Below are 15,532 nucleotides of genomic sequence, written 5' to 3'. Positions count from 1 at the left end.
TCTGTTACAGGCACATTACTCCGCATGAGCGTGCGCCTTGTTATGTTCGTAAATCACGGTCAAACCGTGCATCGTCAGGAATTCGTCAAAGGCATCAAATAGCGGCACCGACGCCTGGAACAAGGGCGCAAGCCCCCCCGTGGCGATGATGCGCATATCGCGCCCGCGTTCGTCTTTGATCCGTTCGCAGATCTCGCGTACCAGACCAACATAGCCCCAAAACACGCCCGATTGCATACAGGCCACGGTGTTTGTGCCCACAACCTGCGCCGGTTTGGATATATCCACATGCGGCAGCGCGGCGGCGGCCTGATGCAAGGCCTCCAGCGACAGGTTCACGCCCGGGGCAATCACGCCGCCCACATAGGCCCCGTCGCGCGCCACCACGTCAAAGGTCGTGGCTGTGCCAAAGTCGACAATCACCAGATCGCCGCCGAACTTGTTAAAGCCCGCGACAGTGTTCACCAATCGGTCCGGCCCCACCGCCGTGCCCGCATCCACGCGGGTCTCAATCGGCAGCAGACAGTCAGGCTTGCCCACAACCAAAGGACGGGTGCGGAAATAGCGGTCCGCCAGCACACGCAGGTTCCAGACCACGCGCGGCACCGTCGAGGAGATAATCACATCGGTGATGTCGGCGTCGATCTTCTGGAACTCCATCAGCGTCGACAGCCAGACGTAATACTGGTCCGCCGTGCGCTGGTGTTCCGTCGCCGTCCGCCACGTCGCGATAAAGCTTTCCCCATCCCAGATCGAGAAAACCGTGTTGGTGTTGCCGCAATCGATGGCAAGCAGCATTCGGCTAAGCCCTTTCAGAAAAACACATCTGCCGCAGCGATGTGCACACGGCCTGAGGGGGTGTTTAGGACAAGTTGCCCTGTGGCGTCCACCGTCTCGAAGACGCCGATGGTTTCCTCACGCGACGTCCGCGCGGTGATGGTATCGCCGATCCGCGCGGCACGGGCCAGCCAAGCCTCGCGGATGGCGGCAAATCCGTAGGTGACAAAGGCCTCTTCGCGGATGGCCCAGGCCTGCGCCAAGGCATCGAGCATCTTTTCGGGCTGGATGCGCACGCCGGTTTCGCTCAGCACGCTGACAGGGGCGACCGCGCGCGCCTCCAGCATCGCACGATCCGGCGCGGCGATCAGGTTCACGCCGATGCCAACGGCCAGTCCGCCATGGGGCAACCCTTCGAGCAGGATGCCCGCGACCTTTCCGCCGTTCAACAGCACATCATTGGGCCATTTCAGCGCGAGCCCGGCCTCTGTCCCGGTCAGATCTGACAGTGCGTCATACAGCGCCAGCGCCGCCACAAAGGACCGCAGCGCCACGGTCTCGGGCGGCTCGGTCGGACGCATCACCAAGGTGGCCGCAAAATTGCCCGCCGGGCTGTTCCATGCGCGGCCCCGCCTGCCCCGCGCGGCGGTCTGGGACAACGCGCAGATCCACGCAGGTCCCGCCAGCCCATCCATGCGGCGGGCTGCCTCGGCGTTGGTGCTGTCCACCTCCACCAGGACGTGGCGGGCGTAAGTTTCGGGCCATGGCATGCGGGCGTTCCTTCAACGGGTATTGTGTCCCCGTGACACAAACGGCGCGCCCCGAACAGGGCGCGCCGCTCAATTCATTGCAAAATCGGTCGGTTTTTAGCGGACCAAGGCAACCGCAGCCGCCCGAGCGCTGTCCTGCAGATCCACGGCCAGCCCCAGCGGGTTGAACACCAGCACCACGATGATGCCAGCGGAGGCGCTGAGGAACACCGACAACACGCGGGACTTGGATGTCTCCAACGCGTCGGTGCGGTCTTCGCCGAAGTACATAAAGAATACGATCCGCAGGTAGTAGTAGGCCCCGATCACCGAGGCGATCACACCCAGCACCGCCAGCCAGACCATGTCCGCCTCGACCGCGGCCATCATGACACCGTATTTGGCGAAGAAACCCAACAGCGGCGGCACGCCGGCCAAGCTGAACAGCAGCACCAACATCGCCAAGGCACGGGCCGGTTCCTTGCTCGCATACATGCCGAGGGCGGAAATATCCGTGACCGGCTGGCCGTCGCGTTCCATCGACAGGATAAAGGCAAAGGTGCCGACGTTCATGGTGACGTAGATCACCATGTAGATCAGCATGTTCTGCACACCCATCTCGCTGCCCGCCGCCAGACCAATCAGCGCGTAGCCCATATGCGCAATCGAGGAATAAGCCATGAGACGTTTGATGTCGGTCTGCCCGATCGCGGCAAGGGAGCCGAGGAACATCGACAACACCGCCAACAGCGCGATCACCTGACTCCAGTCCGGGATGGCACCGCCGAAGGCGTCAAACATAACGCGGGCAAACAGACCCATCGCCGCCACCTTGGGTGCGGTGGCAAAGAAGGCCGTCACCGCGGTGGGCGAGCCCTGATAGACGTCCGGTGTCCACATGTGGAACGGCACAGCCGAGACCTTGAACGCCATGCCGGAGATCATCAGCACCAGACCGATCAGCAGACCAATGGTCAGATGACCGTCCGTCGCCGCCAGAATAATCCCAGAGAACAGCGTTGTGCCCGCGAAGCCATACACCAGCGATGCACCATACAGCAGAAGCCCCGAAGACAGCGCACCAAGCACAAAGTATTTCAGACCCGCTTCGGTAGATTTGACGCTGTCACGGCGCAGGGACGCCACGACGTAAAGCGCCAGCGACTGCAGCTCCAGCCCCATGTAGAGCGACATCAGATCGCCTGCGGACACCATCACCATCATGCCGACGACCGACAGGGTCACCAGCATCGGGTATTCAAAGCGCAGCATGTCACGCTTCGCCATGTAGCCCTGCCCCATGACCATGACCGCCGCAGCCGACAGCAGTATCACCACCTTGGCAAAGCGCGAGAACGCATCGTTGTGGAACATGCCGCCAAAGGCCGCCTGCGCACCGTCGCCGGTGGCACCGATCCACAGGGCCAGTACCGTAAACAGCCCGGCGGTCACCCAGACCAGCATCGGGGCCAGATTGTCTTTGGCGGTGTAGACCGCCCCCACCAGTGCGATCATCGCGTAAAGCGACAGAATGATCTCCGGCAGGATGATGTTCAGATCAGCCGACATCAATTAACCCCTCAGTGTGCTTCGTCTGCTTCGGCCACTTGCGCATCCGCGCCGCGGCCCGCGCTGTCGAGCGCAGAATCGTAATTCGCCACCAGCGCCTCGACCGACGGTCCGATCCGGTCAAGGATCGGCGCGGGATACACCCCCATCCACAGCGTCATGGCCACCAGCGGCGTGAAGATCAGCTTTTCACGGCTGGTCATGTCCTTGATGGTCTTCAGGCTTTCCTTGATCAGATCGCCCATGACCACACGGCGGTACAGCCACAGCGCATAGGCCGCCGACAGAATCACGCCGGTCGTGGCCCCTGCGGCCACCCATGTGTTGACCTGGAACACACCAGCCAACGTCAGGAATTCACCGATAAAGCCGGAGGTCCCCGGAAGGCCCACATTCGCCATCGTGAAGAACAAGAAGATCAGCGCATAGGCGGGCATCCGGTTGACCAGACCGCCGTAGGCGTCGATCTCGCGCGTGTGCATCCGATCGTAGATCACACCCACACACAGGAACAGCGCGCCCGAAATGAACCCGTGGGAAATCATCTGAAAAATCGCCCCGTCCACGCCCTGCTGGTTGGCCGCAAAAATCCCCATGGTCACATAGCCCATATGCGCCACCGACGAATAGGCGATCAGCTTTTTCATGTCATCTTGAACCAAGGCCACCAAAGACGTGTAGACGATGGCCACCACCGACAGTGCGAACACAAAGTTCTGCATCACGTCAGAACCGACCGGGAACATTGGCAAGGCAAAACGCAAGAAGCCGTAGCCGCCCATCTTCAACAGGATCGCCGCCAGAACAACCGAGCCTGCGGTCGGCGCCTGAACGTGCGCCTCCGGCAGCCATGTGTGCACCGGCCACATGGGCATCTTCACCGCGAAGGATGCAAAGAACGCAAGAAACAGCATCGTTTGCATGCCGCCAACCACATGAATGCCCAACACGCTAAAGTCGTCGAAGGCAAAATTATGCTTGAGCAGCGAGAGATCACATCCGCCGATACAGGTCGTCCCCGCATCCACATACATCGCAATCATCGCGATCAGCATCAGCACCGACCCGAGGAACGTGTAGAGGAAGAATTTGAAGGATGCGTAAATCCGGTCTTTGCCGCCCCAAATGCCGATGATCAGGAACATCGGGATCAGGCCGGCCTCGAAGAAGAGGTAGAACAGGATCAGGTCCAGCGCCATGAACACGCCCAGCATCAGCGTTTCCAGCAGCAGGAAGGCGATCATATATTCCGTCACGCGGTGTTTCACGTCCCAGGAGGCCCAGATCACCAGCGGCATCATGAAGGTCGTCAGCATCACAAACAGGACCGAAATCCCGTCCACGCCCATCCGATAGGACAGACCCATGATCCAGGCGCCTTCCTCGACCATCTGGAAGCCGGTGTTGGCCGGGTCGAATTGCGCCAGAATGAATAGCGAAATCAGGAAGGTCGCACCCGACGCGATCAGCGCCAGCCATTTGGCGTTGCGCTGCGCTGCTTCGTCACTGCCGCGCAGGAACACCGCAAGGATCAGTGCCGCGAGCGCAGGCAGAAAGGTGACGATGGAGAGAAGGTTCGACATCAGTGTGCCCCTCCGGAGATGGTCATCCATGTGATCAGCGCCGCAATGCCGATCACCATGGCAAAGGCATAGGTGAAGATGTAGCCGGACTGGGCCCGCCCTGCGAGGCGCGTCAGGAAGGGGACAATCCCCATGGCAAGACCATTGATCGCGCCCTTGATCACAGCCTCGTCCCCCTGTTTCCAAAGGATGCGGCCGAGCTTTTTGGACGGGTTGACGAAGAGGAAGCCATAGACCTCGTCAAAGTACCATTTGTTCAGCAGGAACAGGTACAGCGGACGCTGCTGTTCGGCCAGACGTTTGGGCAGTGACGGGTTCACGATATAGAACCAGTAGGCCGTGATCAGACCCAGCAGCATCGCAATAAAGGGCGAGACCTTGACCCATTTGGGCGCGTGGTGCGCGTCATCCATCACCGTGTTGTCAGGCGCCATGTAGATGGCCCCCTGAGGCGCGCCGTGATGATCGGTCGCGTGCTCTTCTGCCGCGTGATCCTCGCTCGCCTCTGCCTCGGCATGTGCTGCGTCGTCACCATGCGCCACCTCTTCGTGGTGCGCCGGAATGCCGAAGAAACTGTTGACCGAGTTATGGTCACCGAAGAAAGAGCTGTACCACACCATCCCCGAGAAGATCGCGCCAAGGCTCAGCACACCAAGCGGCACCAGCATGACCGTCGGGCTTTCATGGGCGTGTTCATGGGTGTGCTTGTTGCCGCGCGGCTTGCCAAAGAAGGTCAGGAAGATCAGCCGCCACGAGTAGAACGACGTGAACAGCGCCGCGATCACCAGCATCCAGAAGGCATAGCCCCCCGCTGTCCCGGCCCAAGCGCTTTCGATCACAGCGTCCTTGGAAAGGAAGCCGGCAAACCCGATATGGGTCAGCGGGATACCAACGCCCGTGATGGCCAGCGTGCCGATCATCATCGCCCAGAAGGTATAGGGCAGCTTTTTGCGCAGCCCGCCATAGTTCCGCATGTCCTGTTCGTGGTGCATGCCGTGGATCACCGAGCCCGCACCGAGGAACAGCATCGCCTTAAAGAAGGCATGCGTAAACAGGTGGAACATGGCGACCGAATAGACACCCACACCTGCGGCCACGAACATGTAGCCCAGCTGCGAACAGGTCGAATAGGCGATCACGCGTTTGATGTCGTTCTGGACAAGCCCCACGGTGGCGGCAAAGAAGGCCGTGGTCGCGCCAAGGAAGGTCACGAACGCCATGGCGTTGGGCGCATATTCCATCAGCGGCGACATACGACACACAAGGAAGACACCCGCTGTCACCATGGTCGCTGCGTGGATCAGCGCCGACACAGGCGTCGGCCCCTCCATCGCGTCGGGCAGCCAAGTGTGCAGAATAAGCTGCGCCGATTTGCCCATCGCGCCGATGAACAACAGCACCGCCGCAACCTCTGCCGCGTTCCAATCCCCCCAGAGGAAGGAAATCTGCGTCTGCGCGATCTCTGGCGCGGCGGCAAAGATGTCATCGAACCGCACGCTGTCGGTCAGCATGTAAAGCGCAAAGATCCCCAACGCGAAACCGAAATCACCCACGCGGTTGACGATGAACGCTTTCATCGCGGCGGCATTGGCAGACGGCTTGCGGTAGTAGAACCCGATCAGCAGATAAGATGCGACACCCACGCCTTCCCAGCCAAAGAACATCTGGACCAGATTGTCCGAGGTCACCAGCATCAGCATGGCGAAGGTGAAGAACGACAGATAGGCAAAGAAACGCGCCTTGTAGCTTTCCTCGCCCTTCTTGAAGTTGTCGTCATGCGCCATGTAGCCAAAGGAATACAGGTGCACCAGCGACGACACCGTGGTCACAACGATCAACATGATCGAGGTCAGACGATCCAGCCGGATCGACCAGTCCGTGCTCAGCGTGCCGGATTCGATCCAACGCATGATCTGGATATGCTGGGTTTCCGGCCCGTGGGACAGAAACACCACCCAAGAGAAGAAACAGGCCAGAAACAGCAGGCCCGTGGACACCCATTGCGCCCCACGGATGCCGATGGATTTCCAGCCAAAGCCGGCAATCAGGCTGCCCACCAACGGGGCAAAGAGAATGATGCTCTCCATCAGGTCAGCCTTTCATCACGTTGACGTCTTCTACGGCGATGGTGCCGCGGTTGCGGAAGAAGCAGACAAGGATCGCGAGGCCAATCGCTGCCTCGGCGGCAGCCACCGTCAGCACGAACAGGGTGAACACCTGCCCTGCCAGATCCCCGAGGTAGCTGGAGAAAGCGACCAGATTGATGTTCACGGCCAGCAACATCAATTCGATGCTCATCAGCAGGATGATCACGTTCTTTCGGTTCAGGAAAAGCCCGAATATCCCGATGACAAACAACGCCGCAGCGACGGTCAGGTAATGTTCCAATCCGATCATACGTGTCCCTCCGGGCCTCTTGCCCGCTCGTTTTCGCATTCCGTAGCCTTGGGCAGAGATCCCAAAGCCAAATTCCACCGGACCAAGGCCCGTATTAAGCGATCTGCCTTAGCCAAGCGGATCGGTCGGTCGTTTCATCAGCCGCATGCGAACCAGTCTTTGTTCGGTCCACAGCCGTTGGCGCAGCGGCAGTCGCGCGACGATGCGCGCGATCACCCAGACGCCGACCGTCAGTTTCAGCGCCCAGAAACCGGCGTATAGAACCAGTCCCATCGGCGAGAAGACGATATCCCAAACTGCGTTCACAGCCCCTGCCCCGGTTTAACATCGCGCAGTTCCATCGCTTTGGCAGGATCGCGGTACATCTGCGCCAGCACGTCCTGACGTTTGACATCCTTGCGGTGCCGCAGTGTCAGCACAATCGCCCCGATCATCGCCACCAGCAGGATCAGACCCGCCAGTTGGAACAGCAGGAAATACTGGTCGTACAACACCAGACCAAGGGCCGCGGTGTTCTGGACATCCACAGGCGTCGGCGCAGACAGTTGCCCCGCGGCCAGCTCGGACGCTTCCCAGACGCCAAAGGCCATGGCGAGCTGCATCAGCACAACCAAGCCGATCAACAGCCCGAGCGGCAGATATTTTGCCATCTCGGCCTTTAGCTCGGCAAAGTCCACGTCCAGCATCATCACGACAAACAGGAACAGAACCGCAACCGCGCCCACGTAGACAATGATCAGCAGCATGGCGACAAACTCTGCCCCCAGCATCACGAACAGCCCCGCGGACGACAGGAAGGCAAGGATCAGCCACAACACGGAATGCACCGGATTGCGGCTGATCACCGTGAACAGGCCGCCGGCGATCACGCCAAGAGCAAACATATAGAAGGCAAAGACGGTCATTCTTCGTCATCCTTTTTATCGGCCATGACCTCGCGGGCCAGTTCCATGGCGCGGTTCATGGCGGGTATGCCTGCGAACATTGACATTTGTGCAATGGTCTCGGCGATCTCTTCTTCGGAGGCACCGGCCTCCATCGCGTGGCGCACGGTCATACGAAACGGTGTCTCAGCCTGCGCGCCCTGCATCGTCAGCCCGGCCAATGTGAGCAACAGCCGCGTCTTGGCATCCAACCCGTTCTTGGACAAGCCCTTGCCAAAGAACATCTCCATCGAATCCTTGGTCATGGTCGGCCAGAGCTTTTCAAATCCCTTGGGATCAAAGGTGGTCATGGCCGGGTTGAACGCCTTGGCCATTTCCTGCGCCTGTTCCATCATCAATTCGAACGGGGTCTTGGTGGTCATGACACGATCTCCTGCCAGCGCGCTGTTACATTATCTCGTGTCGCCAAATCACACGCACGCCGCGCCCGCCGGACCGACGTCCGTCGCACAGCACACAGGGCAGAGGCGCGTGTCGTGATCATCGGTACGGGGCGTCCAGTTCAAGGTTGCGGGCAATCTCGGCTTCCCAGCGGTCGCCGTTTTCCAACAGTTTGGCCTTGTCGTAGAACAGCTCTTCGCGCGTCTCGGTCGAGAATTCGAAGTTCGGCCCTTCGACGATGGCATCCACGGGACAGGCTTCCTGACAAAAACCGCAGTAGATGCATTTGGTCATGTCGATGTCATAGCGCGTGGTGCGGCGCGAGCCGTCCTCGCGCGGCTCGGCATCAATGGTGATCGCCTGCGCGGGGCAGACCGCCTCGCACAGTTTGCAGGCGATGCAGCGCTCTTCCCCGTTCGGATACCGCCGCAGCGCGTGTTCACCACGAAATCGGGGCGACAAAGGCCCCTTTTCATGCGGGTAGTTCAGCGTCGCCTTCGGCGAGAAGAAATACTTCAGCCCGAGCTGGAACCCCTTCACGAAGTCCGCCAGCAGAAAATACTTAACGGCACGCCTGTAATCGATGGTGGCCATCTACGCGTCCTCCTGTTTCACGGCTTCGCGCGCTGCTTCGAGCCGCTCCGCCTCTTCGGCGTCCATCAGGGGATCGCCAAATTCGTCAAATTCACCAAGCCCGGCGGTGATGTCGGCAGGGTCTGCGATAACCTCGCTGGCCTCGTCGCCGATCACTTCCTGCGCAATCGCCGCACCGATGGCAGACGCCGCCGGTTTGGATTTCGCCTCGCTGCTCATGGCCTGCATATCGGCGGCCCAGCGGAAGATCGCGGCCGCGATCTCATTGGCCTGCGGCATAAGGTTCCCGTCGCCATCCACATCCGGCAAGCCGCAATCACGGACAACAAAGTCCCCAAGCGCGACCATATCGATGTATTTTGCGTCCAGAATGGCCTTCTTCAGATCTGTCATCAGACGTCTCCCTGCTGTCCGGCGGGCGACATGCCAGCCCCCCAGCGAAACCATAGCAACCGAGCCTACCCAGTCCGTTGCGGTCCTAGAAACAGATCGTTTCCAAATCACCGACACGATCAGCCCCCTACCGCCCAGCGGGTGTAAAAGCCCCAGAACCATTCGAACCGCGCGGCAAAGGCCACAAAGACCACCCAAGCCAGCGACATCGGCAGGAAGACCTTCCACCCCAGACGCATCAGCTGGTCGTAGCGGTAACGCGGGGTGATCGCCTTCACCATCGAGAACAGGAAGAAGACGAAGACCATCTTGATGCACATCCAGAAGATGCCATCGGGGATGAATTCGACCGGCGAGAGCCATCCGCCCAAGAACAGAAGCGACACCAGCGCACACATCAGCACCACCGCTGTCAGTTCACCGATCATGAACAGCAGGAACGGGGTCGAGGAGTATTCCACCTGATAGCCAGCAACCAGTTCCGATTCCGCCTCCGGCAAGTCGAACGGCGGGCGGTTGGTTTCCGCCAAGGCCGAGATGAAGAACAGGAACATCATCGGGAAATGCGGCAGCCAGTACCACGACAGGATGCCTGCCCCGTCTTGCGACGCAACGATCTCGCCAAAGTTCAACGAACCGGCAGAAATCACGACACCGATGATGATCAGGCCGATTGACACCTCATAAGAGATCATCTGCGCGGCAGAGCGCAGCGAGCCGAGGAACGGGTATTTGGAGTTTGACGCCCAGCCCCCCATGATCACCCCGTACACCTCCAGCGACGAAATCGCGAAGACATACAGAATGGCCACGTTGATGTTGGAAATCACCCAGCCATCCCCAAAGGGGATCACCGCCCAGGCGATGAACGCCATGACCAGCGACACCATCGGGGCGAGGAAGAACACAAACCGGTCCGCCCCCGCAGGCACCACCACCTCTTTGACGATGTATTTCAAGAAGTCTGCAAAGGATTGCAGCAGGCCGAAGATCCCGACCACGTTCGGACCGCGTCGCATCTGGACAGCCGCCCAGATCTTGCGGTCGCCCCACATCAGAAAGGCCAAAGAAACCAGCAGCGGCACCAAAAGCGCGAGGATCGTGAAGACGATCCAGATCGCGATACCCCAAGGATTGTCGGAAAAGAAATTTGCCATCAGGTCCTCACACCATCGGTATTCCGTTCTCGGCACAGGCCATGGTGGTGACCTCTGCGTCGATTGTTCTCAGCCCTCGGGGCAGCGCGGCAGAAATTGTATATACCGCATCGCCCTGCCATTGGCCGCCCGTTTCGTTCACATTTGTCCGAACGTGCCGGGCAAAGCCGTAACCTCTGATCAATGCATATTGCGCTGCCGCACATTCGGCGTAGGCCTCTACATCGAAAGGGCCGCGCGCACCGCGCATGGCCACATGGAAATTCACCAGATCACCATCCAGCAAGCGGGTTTCGATTCCCTGATAACGCGGGGCAAAAGGCGTCCGCTCGGGCTGCGTCGGTTCGCATCCTGCAAGCGCCATCGCCCCGGCCATGGTTATCGCCCCCGCCAAACGCACTTATTCGGCTGCCATCGGCGCCTGATCGCGCAGCTTCTGGTTCTTGGACAATTCGGCCATTACCTCGGACGCGCGGGCAATCGGGTTGGTCAGCCAGTAGTCCTTGATCGCGTAGCGGAAATCCGCATTCCCCAGATCGCCCGTCTCCAACGGCTGCCATGGGTTTTCCGGCACCTCGTCGATCTGGGCCAGATGGGGCACATCGGCGACCAGTGTCTGGCGCAGCTGTGCCAGAGAATCCCACGGAAGGGTCGCGCCCATCTCTGCCGACAATGCGCGGAAGATGGCCCAGTTTTCCTTGGCCTCGCCAGGGGCGAACCCGGCACGCAGCGCCAATTGCGGACGCCCCTCGGTGTTCACAAACAGACCTTGTTCCTCGGTATAAGCTGCGGCGGGCAGGATGATATCTGCGCGATGCGCGCCACGATCGCCGTGCGAACCTTGATAGATGACAAAGGCACCCTCGCCGATTTCCACCTCATCCGCGCCATGGTTATAGATGACATCGGCCTCAGACACGGCATCCATGCCACGGTCGTTCACGGCGCCCACGTCCAAGGCACCAACGCGAGAGGCGGCACTGTGCAGCACCAGCATCCGCCCCGACGCAGCCATCGCCGCAGCAAGAACCGCCGCGCCGTCCGCCTCGTTCAGGGCGCTTTGACCGACGATCACAATGGTGCCCTCTGCCACATCCGCCTTGGCCAAGGCATCGCGACCGGCGCCGAGCTCCGTCACATCATAAGTCAGGTCAACCGGCGCACCGATGCGCGACACCTGCGCGCCACGGGCCCATGCGGCCCGAATGCGGGCGTTGAGAACCGGCGCTTCTTCGCGCGGGTTGGTGCCGATCAACAGGATCGACTCAGCGGCATCGATATCCTCGATCGCCACGTTGCCCACATAGGCAGAGCGATTGCCCGCAGGCAGTTTTGCGCCATCGGTGCGGGATTCGACCACACCGCCCTGCCCTTCGATCAGGGTTTTCAGGCTGAATGCGGCTTCGACCGGGGCAAGATCCCCCACCAGACCGGCCAGCTTTTCCGCGCCCGCAATCGCCTTGGCCGCTGCGGCCAGCGCCTCCGGCCATGTGGCGGGCTTCAGCTTGCCATCGACGCGCACATAAGGACGATCCAGCCGCTGGCGGCGCAGACCATCCCAGACAAAGCGAGTCTTATCTGAAATCCATTCCTCGTTCACGCCATCGTTGTTGCGCGGCAGGATGCGCATGACTTCGCGGCCTTTGGTGTCCACACGAATGTTCGACCCCAAGGCGTCCATCACATCGATGGTCTCTGTCTTGGTCAGCTCCCAAGGCCGCGCGGTAAAGGCATAGGGTTTCGACACCAGCGCGCCTACAGGACACAGGTCAATGATATTGCCCTGCATGTTCGATTCGAGCGTCTGGTTCAGGTAGGACGTGATCTCTGCATCTTCGCCACGCCCCGTCTGCCCCATCTGGGTCAGACCGGCGACCTCTGTGGTGAAGCGCACGCAGCGGGTGCAGGAAATGCAACGCGTCATATGCGTTTCGACCAGCGGGCCCAGATCCAGATCGGTCACAGCGCGCTTGGGTTCGCGGAAACGCGAGAAGTCCACGCCGTAAGCCATGGCCTGATCCTGCAGGTCGCATTCGCCGCCCTGATCGCAGATCGGGCAATCCAGCGGGTGGTTGATCAGCAGGAATTCCATCACCCCTTCCCGGGCCTTTTTGACCATGGGAGAGTTGGTTTTGATCTCCGGCGGCTCGCCATTGCGACCGGGGCGCATGTCACGCACCTGCATGGCACAGGACGCTGCAGGTTTCGGCGGACCGCCGACAACCTCGACCAGACACATGCGGCAGTTGCCCGCGATCGAGAGACGCTCGTGATAGCAGAAGCGCGGAACCTCGATCCCGACCTCCTCACAAGCCTGGATCAGGGTCATGGCCCCATCCACCTCGATTTCCTGACCGTCGATGATGAGCTTGCGCAAGTCTGACATGCCGGTGCCTTTCCAGATTGCAAATAGCTGCGCTGCAACCAAAGCCGCGCGCCACCTGCGCCGGTTCTATCGCCACCAGCGCCACGACACCAGATGCAGTAAGCGGAAATTGCCCCCAAAAATCGGGAAAAATCGACGCGGCTACGGCAGTTTGGGCGCTAGAACGCCCAAATTTGACCGACTAAAATACTTGGAAAAAGGAGCGCCGCGCAGGTTTCTCTGCACGGCGGCCCGAAGGAGATGTTAGCGCAAAAGGGATCCGATGTAGGTGCCCTTGGAAATCTGCTGACGTCCGAAGGCACAGAACGAATCGTTGTTCTTCGAATTCACGCCCTGACCCGACAGCCATGCCTCGGCGCGTTGACGCATCCGCTTCTTCTCAGATTTCGAGGTCACGTAATCCTCGATCTCGTCATTGCTGTAGCCCATCGATTTCGCCTGCGAACGCAGCTCGTTCAACTGGCCCAAGCCGCGGATCATGCGCGCATCAATATCGTCGCAGGTTTTGCGCAATTCATCGGCAATCGCGATTTGCATCAAGCGATCATCAATCTCTTTGACCTCGCTCAGATGGGGTTTGGCCATCGCGGGCGCGGCCAGCGCCACGCACAAGGATACTAGGGGAATAAGCCGCATCAGTGGCCTCCTTCACTCGAAACACTTGTGCTGAACAAAGGCAGTCTGGCGGTGATATTCAATATCAGTCGCGGGTTTTGATCCGCGTCGGCGGGTTTTCCCCGAACAGCCGCAACTACCTGTCGCGGCATTGCCCCGACAAACGCAGGACCTGATCGCTGACCGGAAGCTGCGCAGGCGGCGTATCCGGCCCCACCGTCCAGTCAATGTCCGAGGTGCCATAGGTCGTGATGCAGTATTTCACCGCCTGATAGGATGCGGCCTGAACCGCGCCGTCGAGAGATTTCGCGGGGTTATGCGCTGTGGCTACAAACATTGTCCGGTCCGTCTTGTCGCCTTTGGCGGAGGCGCGAAAGCTTTGCCCGTCAAAGGTCGCCGTTTGGGTGCGTCCGAAGTTGGGCGCTTGCCCGCAAGCCGCCACAGAGGCCACCAACACCACGCACAGGCCGATCCGAACCACAGCTTTGCCTACAGCCATCACATTGACGTCCTTCAATTAACCAGTTCCCGCTTGTCACCCGCCCAAGGGGTTAACGTCAAGCCTTCAGCCCTGCGCCTTAATCAAACCGGCGAAATCGCCCCAATTGTTTGAAGCAGGCTGCCGAAACCAAAAAGCCCCCGACACCGTAGGGCGCAGGGGGCTTAGGCTCATTTGACAGGCGCGATTATTCGGCCGCAACCGCGCTGAGCCGCCCGGCCTTTTGCGCCTTGATCCGGTCCTCGATCTCGTCACGGAAATTGCGGATGAGACCCTGAATGGGCCAAGCCGCAGCGTCGCCAAGCGCGCAGATCGTGTGGCCCTCGACCTGCTTGGTCACATCCCAAAGCATGTCGATCTCTTCATCATCCGCCTCGCCACGCACCAGACGGTCCATGACACGCATCATCCAGCCGGTGCCCTCGCGGCACGGTGTGCACTGGCCACAGCTTTCGTGTTTGTAGAACTTCGACAGCCGCCAGATCGCTTTGATGATGTCGGTGTCCTTGTCCATCACGATCACCGCAGCGGTCCCCAGACCGGAGCCCAGCTCGCCGCGCAGATAGTCAAAATCCATGATCGCGTCGCGCATGTTCTCGCCACGCACACAAGGGACCGAAGACCCGCCGGGGATAACCGCCTTGAGGTTGTCCCAACCGCCACGGATGCCGCCACAGTGCTTCTCGATCAACTCCTCAAAGGAGATCGACATCGCCTCTTCGACAACGCAGGGTGTGTTCACATGACCGGAAATGGCGAACAGCTTGGTGCCCGCATTGTTTTCGCGACCAAAGCCCGCGAACCACGACGCGCCACGGCGCAAGATCGTCGGCACGACAGCGATGGATTCGACGTTGTTCACCGTGGTCGGGCAGCCATACAGGCCCGCGCCCGCCGGAAACGGCGGTTTCATGCGGGGCATGCCCTTCTTGCCTTCAAGCGATTCGATCAGCGCGGTTTCTTCGCCACAGATGTAGGCGCCAGCCCCATGGTGCAAAAACAGCTCGAAATCCCAACCGGAACCAGCCGCGTTCTTGCCCAGAAGCCCTGCGTCATAGGCCTCGTCAATGGCGGCCTGCAGCGCCTCCTTCTCGCGGATGTATTCGCCGCGGATGTAGATGTAGCACGCATGGGCCTGCATCGCGAAAGAGGCGATCAGCGCCCCCTCGATCAGCGTGTGCGGATCATGGCGCATGATCTCGCGGTCCTTGCAGGTGCCGGGCTCTGACTCGTCAGCGTTGATCACCAGATACGCCGGACGGCCATCCGATTCCTTGGGCATGAAGGACCATTTCAGGCCCGTCGGGAAACCCGCACCACCGCGACCGCGCAGACCGGAGGCTTTCATCTCGTCGATGATCCAGTCACGGCCCTTGGCGATTATGTCCTTTGTGCCGTCCCAATGGCCACGCTTTTTCGCCCCATCAAGGGTGCGGTCATGCATGCCGTAAATGTTGGTAAAGATCCGGTCCTGGTCCTGAAGCATCG

At 60.2% G+C, this 15,532-nt stretch carries 17 protein-coding genes; all 17 read right to left on the bottom strand.

Annotated features, from left to right (window positions below; genetic code table 11):
* Positions 1–15: 15 nt before the first annotated feature.
* The gene (locus ACN5AZ_RS01270) at positions 16–798 is read right to left on the bottom strand and encodes a type III pantothenate kinase (protein ID WP_419427034.1); all 783 of its coding nucleotides are present in this window, start codon (positions 796–798) and stop codon (positions 16–18) included.
* Positions 799–812: 14 nt separating this feature from the next.
* Positions 813–1,547, bottom strand: a complete 735-nt coding sequence (locus ACN5AZ_RS01265; RefSeq protein WP_419427033.1) for a biotin--[acetyl-CoA-carboxylase] ligase — start codon at positions 1,545–1,547, stop codon at positions 813–815.
* A 96-nt stretch (positions 1,548–1,643) separates the two neighbouring features.
* Positions 1,644–3,095 carry an NADH-quinone oxidoreductase subunit NuoN gene (gene nuoN, locus ACN5AZ_RS01260; protein ID WP_419427032.1) on the bottom strand — a complete coding sequence of 484 codons (1,452 nt, stop codon included), beginning with the start codon at positions 3,093–3,095 and terminating at the stop codon, positions 1,644–1,646.
* An 11-nt stretch (positions 3,096–3,106) separates the two neighbouring features.
* Positions 3,107–4,678 carry an NADH-quinone oxidoreductase subunit M gene (locus tag ACN5AZ_RS01255; protein ID WP_419427031.1) on the bottom strand — a complete coding sequence of 524 codons (1,572 nt, stop codon included), beginning with the start codon at positions 4,676–4,678 and terminating at the stop codon, positions 3,107–3,109.
* Complete coding sequence (gene nuoL / locus ACN5AZ_RS01250) at positions 4,678–6,765, bottom strand: NADH-quinone oxidoreductase subunit L (RefSeq protein ID WP_419427030.1); 2,088 nt, start codon at positions 6,763–6,765, stop codon at positions 4,678–4,680. The genes ACN5AZ_RS01255 and nuoL overlap by 1 nt, the downstream gene beginning before the upstream one ends.
* A gap of 4 nt (positions 6,766–6,769) precedes the next feature.
* Complete coding sequence (nuoK, locus tag ACN5AZ_RS01245) at positions 6,770–7,075, bottom strand: NADH-quinone oxidoreductase subunit NuoK (RefSeq protein WP_183969833.1); 306 nt, start codon at positions 7,073–7,075, stop codon at positions 6,770–6,772.
* A gap of 108 nt (positions 7,076–7,183) precedes the next feature.
* Positions 7,184–7,381 carry a hypothetical protein gene (locus ACN5AZ_RS01240; protein WP_419427029.1) on the bottom strand — a complete coding sequence of 66 codons (198 nt, stop codon included), beginning with the start codon at positions 7,379–7,381 and terminating at the stop codon, positions 7,184–7,186.
* The gene (locus ACN5AZ_RS01235) at positions 7,378–7,980 is read right to left on the bottom strand and encodes an NADH-quinone oxidoreductase subunit J (protein ID WP_419427028.1); all 603 of its coding nucleotides are present in this window, start codon (positions 7,978–7,980) and stop codon (positions 7,378–7,380) included. Before ACN5AZ_RS01235 ends, ACN5AZ_RS01240 begins: the two co-directional genes overlap by 4 nt.
* Complete coding sequence (locus tag ACN5AZ_RS01230; protein WP_419427027.1) at positions 7,977–8,381, bottom strand: carboxymuconolactone decarboxylase family protein; 405 nt, start codon at positions 8,379–8,381, stop codon at positions 7,977–7,979. The genes ACN5AZ_RS01235 and ACN5AZ_RS01230 overlap by 4 nt, the downstream gene beginning before the upstream one ends.
* A 118-nt stretch (positions 8,382–8,499) precedes the next feature.
* Positions 8,500–8,994 (bottom strand): NADH-quinone oxidoreductase subunit NuoI, encoded by a 495-nt coding sequence (nuoI, locus tag ACN5AZ_RS01225; protein ID WP_419427026.1) that lies wholly within the window; start codon positions 8,992–8,994, stop codon positions 8,500–8,502.
* Positions 8,995–9,387: a hypothetical protein gene (locus ACN5AZ_RS01220; RefSeq protein WP_419427025.1), complete on the bottom strand. Its 393-nt coding sequence runs from the start codon at positions 9,385–9,387 to the stop codon at positions 8,995–8,997.
* Between the two features lie 119 nt (positions 9,388–9,506).
* Positions 9,507–10,544 carry an NADH-quinone oxidoreductase subunit NuoH gene (gene nuoH, locus ACN5AZ_RS01215; protein WP_419427024.1) on the bottom strand — a complete coding sequence of 346 codons (1,038 nt, stop codon included), beginning with the start codon at positions 10,542–10,544 and terminating at the stop codon, positions 9,507–9,509.
* Between the two features lie 7 nt (positions 10,545–10,551).
* Positions 10,552–10,920, bottom strand: coding sequence for a hypothetical protein (locus ACN5AZ_RS01210; protein WP_419427023.1), 369 nt, complete (start codon positions 10,918–10,920; stop codon positions 10,552–10,554).
* 24 nt (positions 10,921–10,944) lie between these two features.
* A complete protein-coding gene (nuoG, locus tag ACN5AZ_RS01205) occupies positions 10,945–12,930 on the bottom strand; it encodes an NADH-quinone oxidoreductase subunit NuoG (RefSeq protein ID WP_419427022.1) in 1,986 nt (661 codons plus the stop codon).
* 243 nt (positions 12,931–13,173) lie between these two features.
* Positions 13,174–13,566: a DUF5333 domain-containing protein gene (locus tag ACN5AZ_RS01200; RefSeq protein ID WP_419427021.1), complete on the bottom strand. Its 393-nt coding sequence runs from the start codon at positions 13,564–13,566 to the stop codon at positions 13,174–13,176.
* Between the two features lie 115 nt (positions 13,567–13,681).
* The gene (locus ACN5AZ_RS01195) at positions 13,682–14,044 is read right to left on the bottom strand and encodes a hypothetical protein (RefSeq protein ID WP_419427020.1); all 363 of its coding nucleotides are present in this window, start codon (positions 14,042–14,044) and stop codon (positions 13,682–13,684) included.
* A gap of 187 nt (positions 14,045–14,231) precedes the next feature.
* Complete coding sequence (gene nuoF, locus ACN5AZ_RS01190; RefSeq protein WP_419427019.1) at positions 14,232–15,530, bottom strand: NADH-quinone oxidoreductase subunit NuoF; 1,299 nt, start codon at positions 15,528–15,530, stop codon at positions 14,232–14,234.
* Between the last annotated feature and the right edge of the window lie 2 nt (positions 15,531–15,532).

This window comes from Sagittula sp. SSi028 (genome assembly GCF_048553715.1).
Taxonomy (GTDB): Bacteria; Pseudomonadota; Alphaproteobacteria; order Rhodobacterales; family Rhodobacteraceae; genus Sagittula.
Note: the sequence above shows the minus strand (reverse complement) of the source record. Positions and strands in the feature narration are given on the sequence as shown.

Bases quoted from the DNA above. Each gene is read 5' to 3' on its own strand.
- ACN5AZ_RS01270 (WP_419427034.1), bottom strand. From the start codon at position 798: ATGCTGCTTGCCATCGATTGCGGCAACACCAACACGGTTTTCTCGATC.
- ACN5AZ_RS01265 (WP_419427033.1), bottom strand. From the start codon at position 1,547: ATGCCATGGCCCGAAACTTACGCCCGCCACGTCCTGGTGGAGGTGGAC.
- nuoN (WP_419427032.1), bottom strand. From the start codon at position 3,095: ATGTCGGCTGATCTGAACATCATCCTGCCGGAGATCATTCTGTCGCTT.
- ACN5AZ_RS01255 (WP_419427031.1), bottom strand. From the start codon at position 4,678: ATGTCGAACCTTCTCTCCATCGTCACCTTTCTGCCTGCGCTCGCGGCA.
- nuoL (WP_419427030.1), bottom strand. From the start codon at position 6,765: ATGGAGAGCATCATTCTCTTTGCCCCGTTGGTGGGCAGCCTGATTGCC.
- nuoK (WP_183969833.1), bottom strand. From the start codon at position 7,075: ATGATCGGATTGGAACATTACCTGACCGTCGCTGCGGCGTTGTTTGTC.
- ACN5AZ_RS01235 (WP_419427028.1), bottom strand. From the start codon at position 7,980: ATGACCGTCTTTGCCTTCTATATGTTTGCTCTTGGCGTGATCGCCGGC.
- ACN5AZ_RS01230 (WP_419427027.1), bottom strand. From the start codon at position 8,381: ATGACCACCAAGACCCCGTTCGAATTGATGATGGAACAGGCGCAGGAA.
- nuoI (WP_419427026.1), bottom strand. From the start codon at position 8,994: ATGGCCACCATCGATTACAGGCGTGCCGTTAAGTATTTTCTGCTGGCG.
- ACN5AZ_RS01220 (WP_419427025.1), bottom strand. From the start codon at position 9,387: ATGACAGATCTGAAGAAGGCCATTCTGGACGCAAAATACATCGATATG.
- nuoH (WP_419427024.1), bottom strand. From the start codon at position 10,544: ATGGCAAATTTCTTTTCCGACAATCCTTGGGGTATCGCGATCTGGATC.
- ACN5AZ_RS01210 (WP_419427023.1), bottom strand. From the start codon at position 10,920: ATGGCCGGGGCGATGGCGCTTGCAGGATGCGAACCGACGCAGCCCGAG.
- nuoG (WP_419427022.1), bottom strand. From the start codon at position 12,930: ATGTCAGACTTGCGCAAGCTCATCATCGACGGTCAGGAAATCGAGGTG.
- ACN5AZ_RS01200 (WP_419427021.1), bottom strand. From the start codon at position 13,566: ATGCGGCTTATTCCCCTAGTATCCTTGTGCGTGGCGCTGGCCGCGCCC.
- ACN5AZ_RS01195 (WP_419427020.1), bottom strand. From the start codon at position 14,044: ATGGCTGTAGGCAAAGCTGTGGTTCGGATCGGCCTGTGCGTGGTGTTG.
- nuoF (WP_419427019.1), bottom strand. From the start codon at position 15,530: ATGCTTCAGGACCAGGACCGGATCTTTACCAACATTTACGGCATGCAT.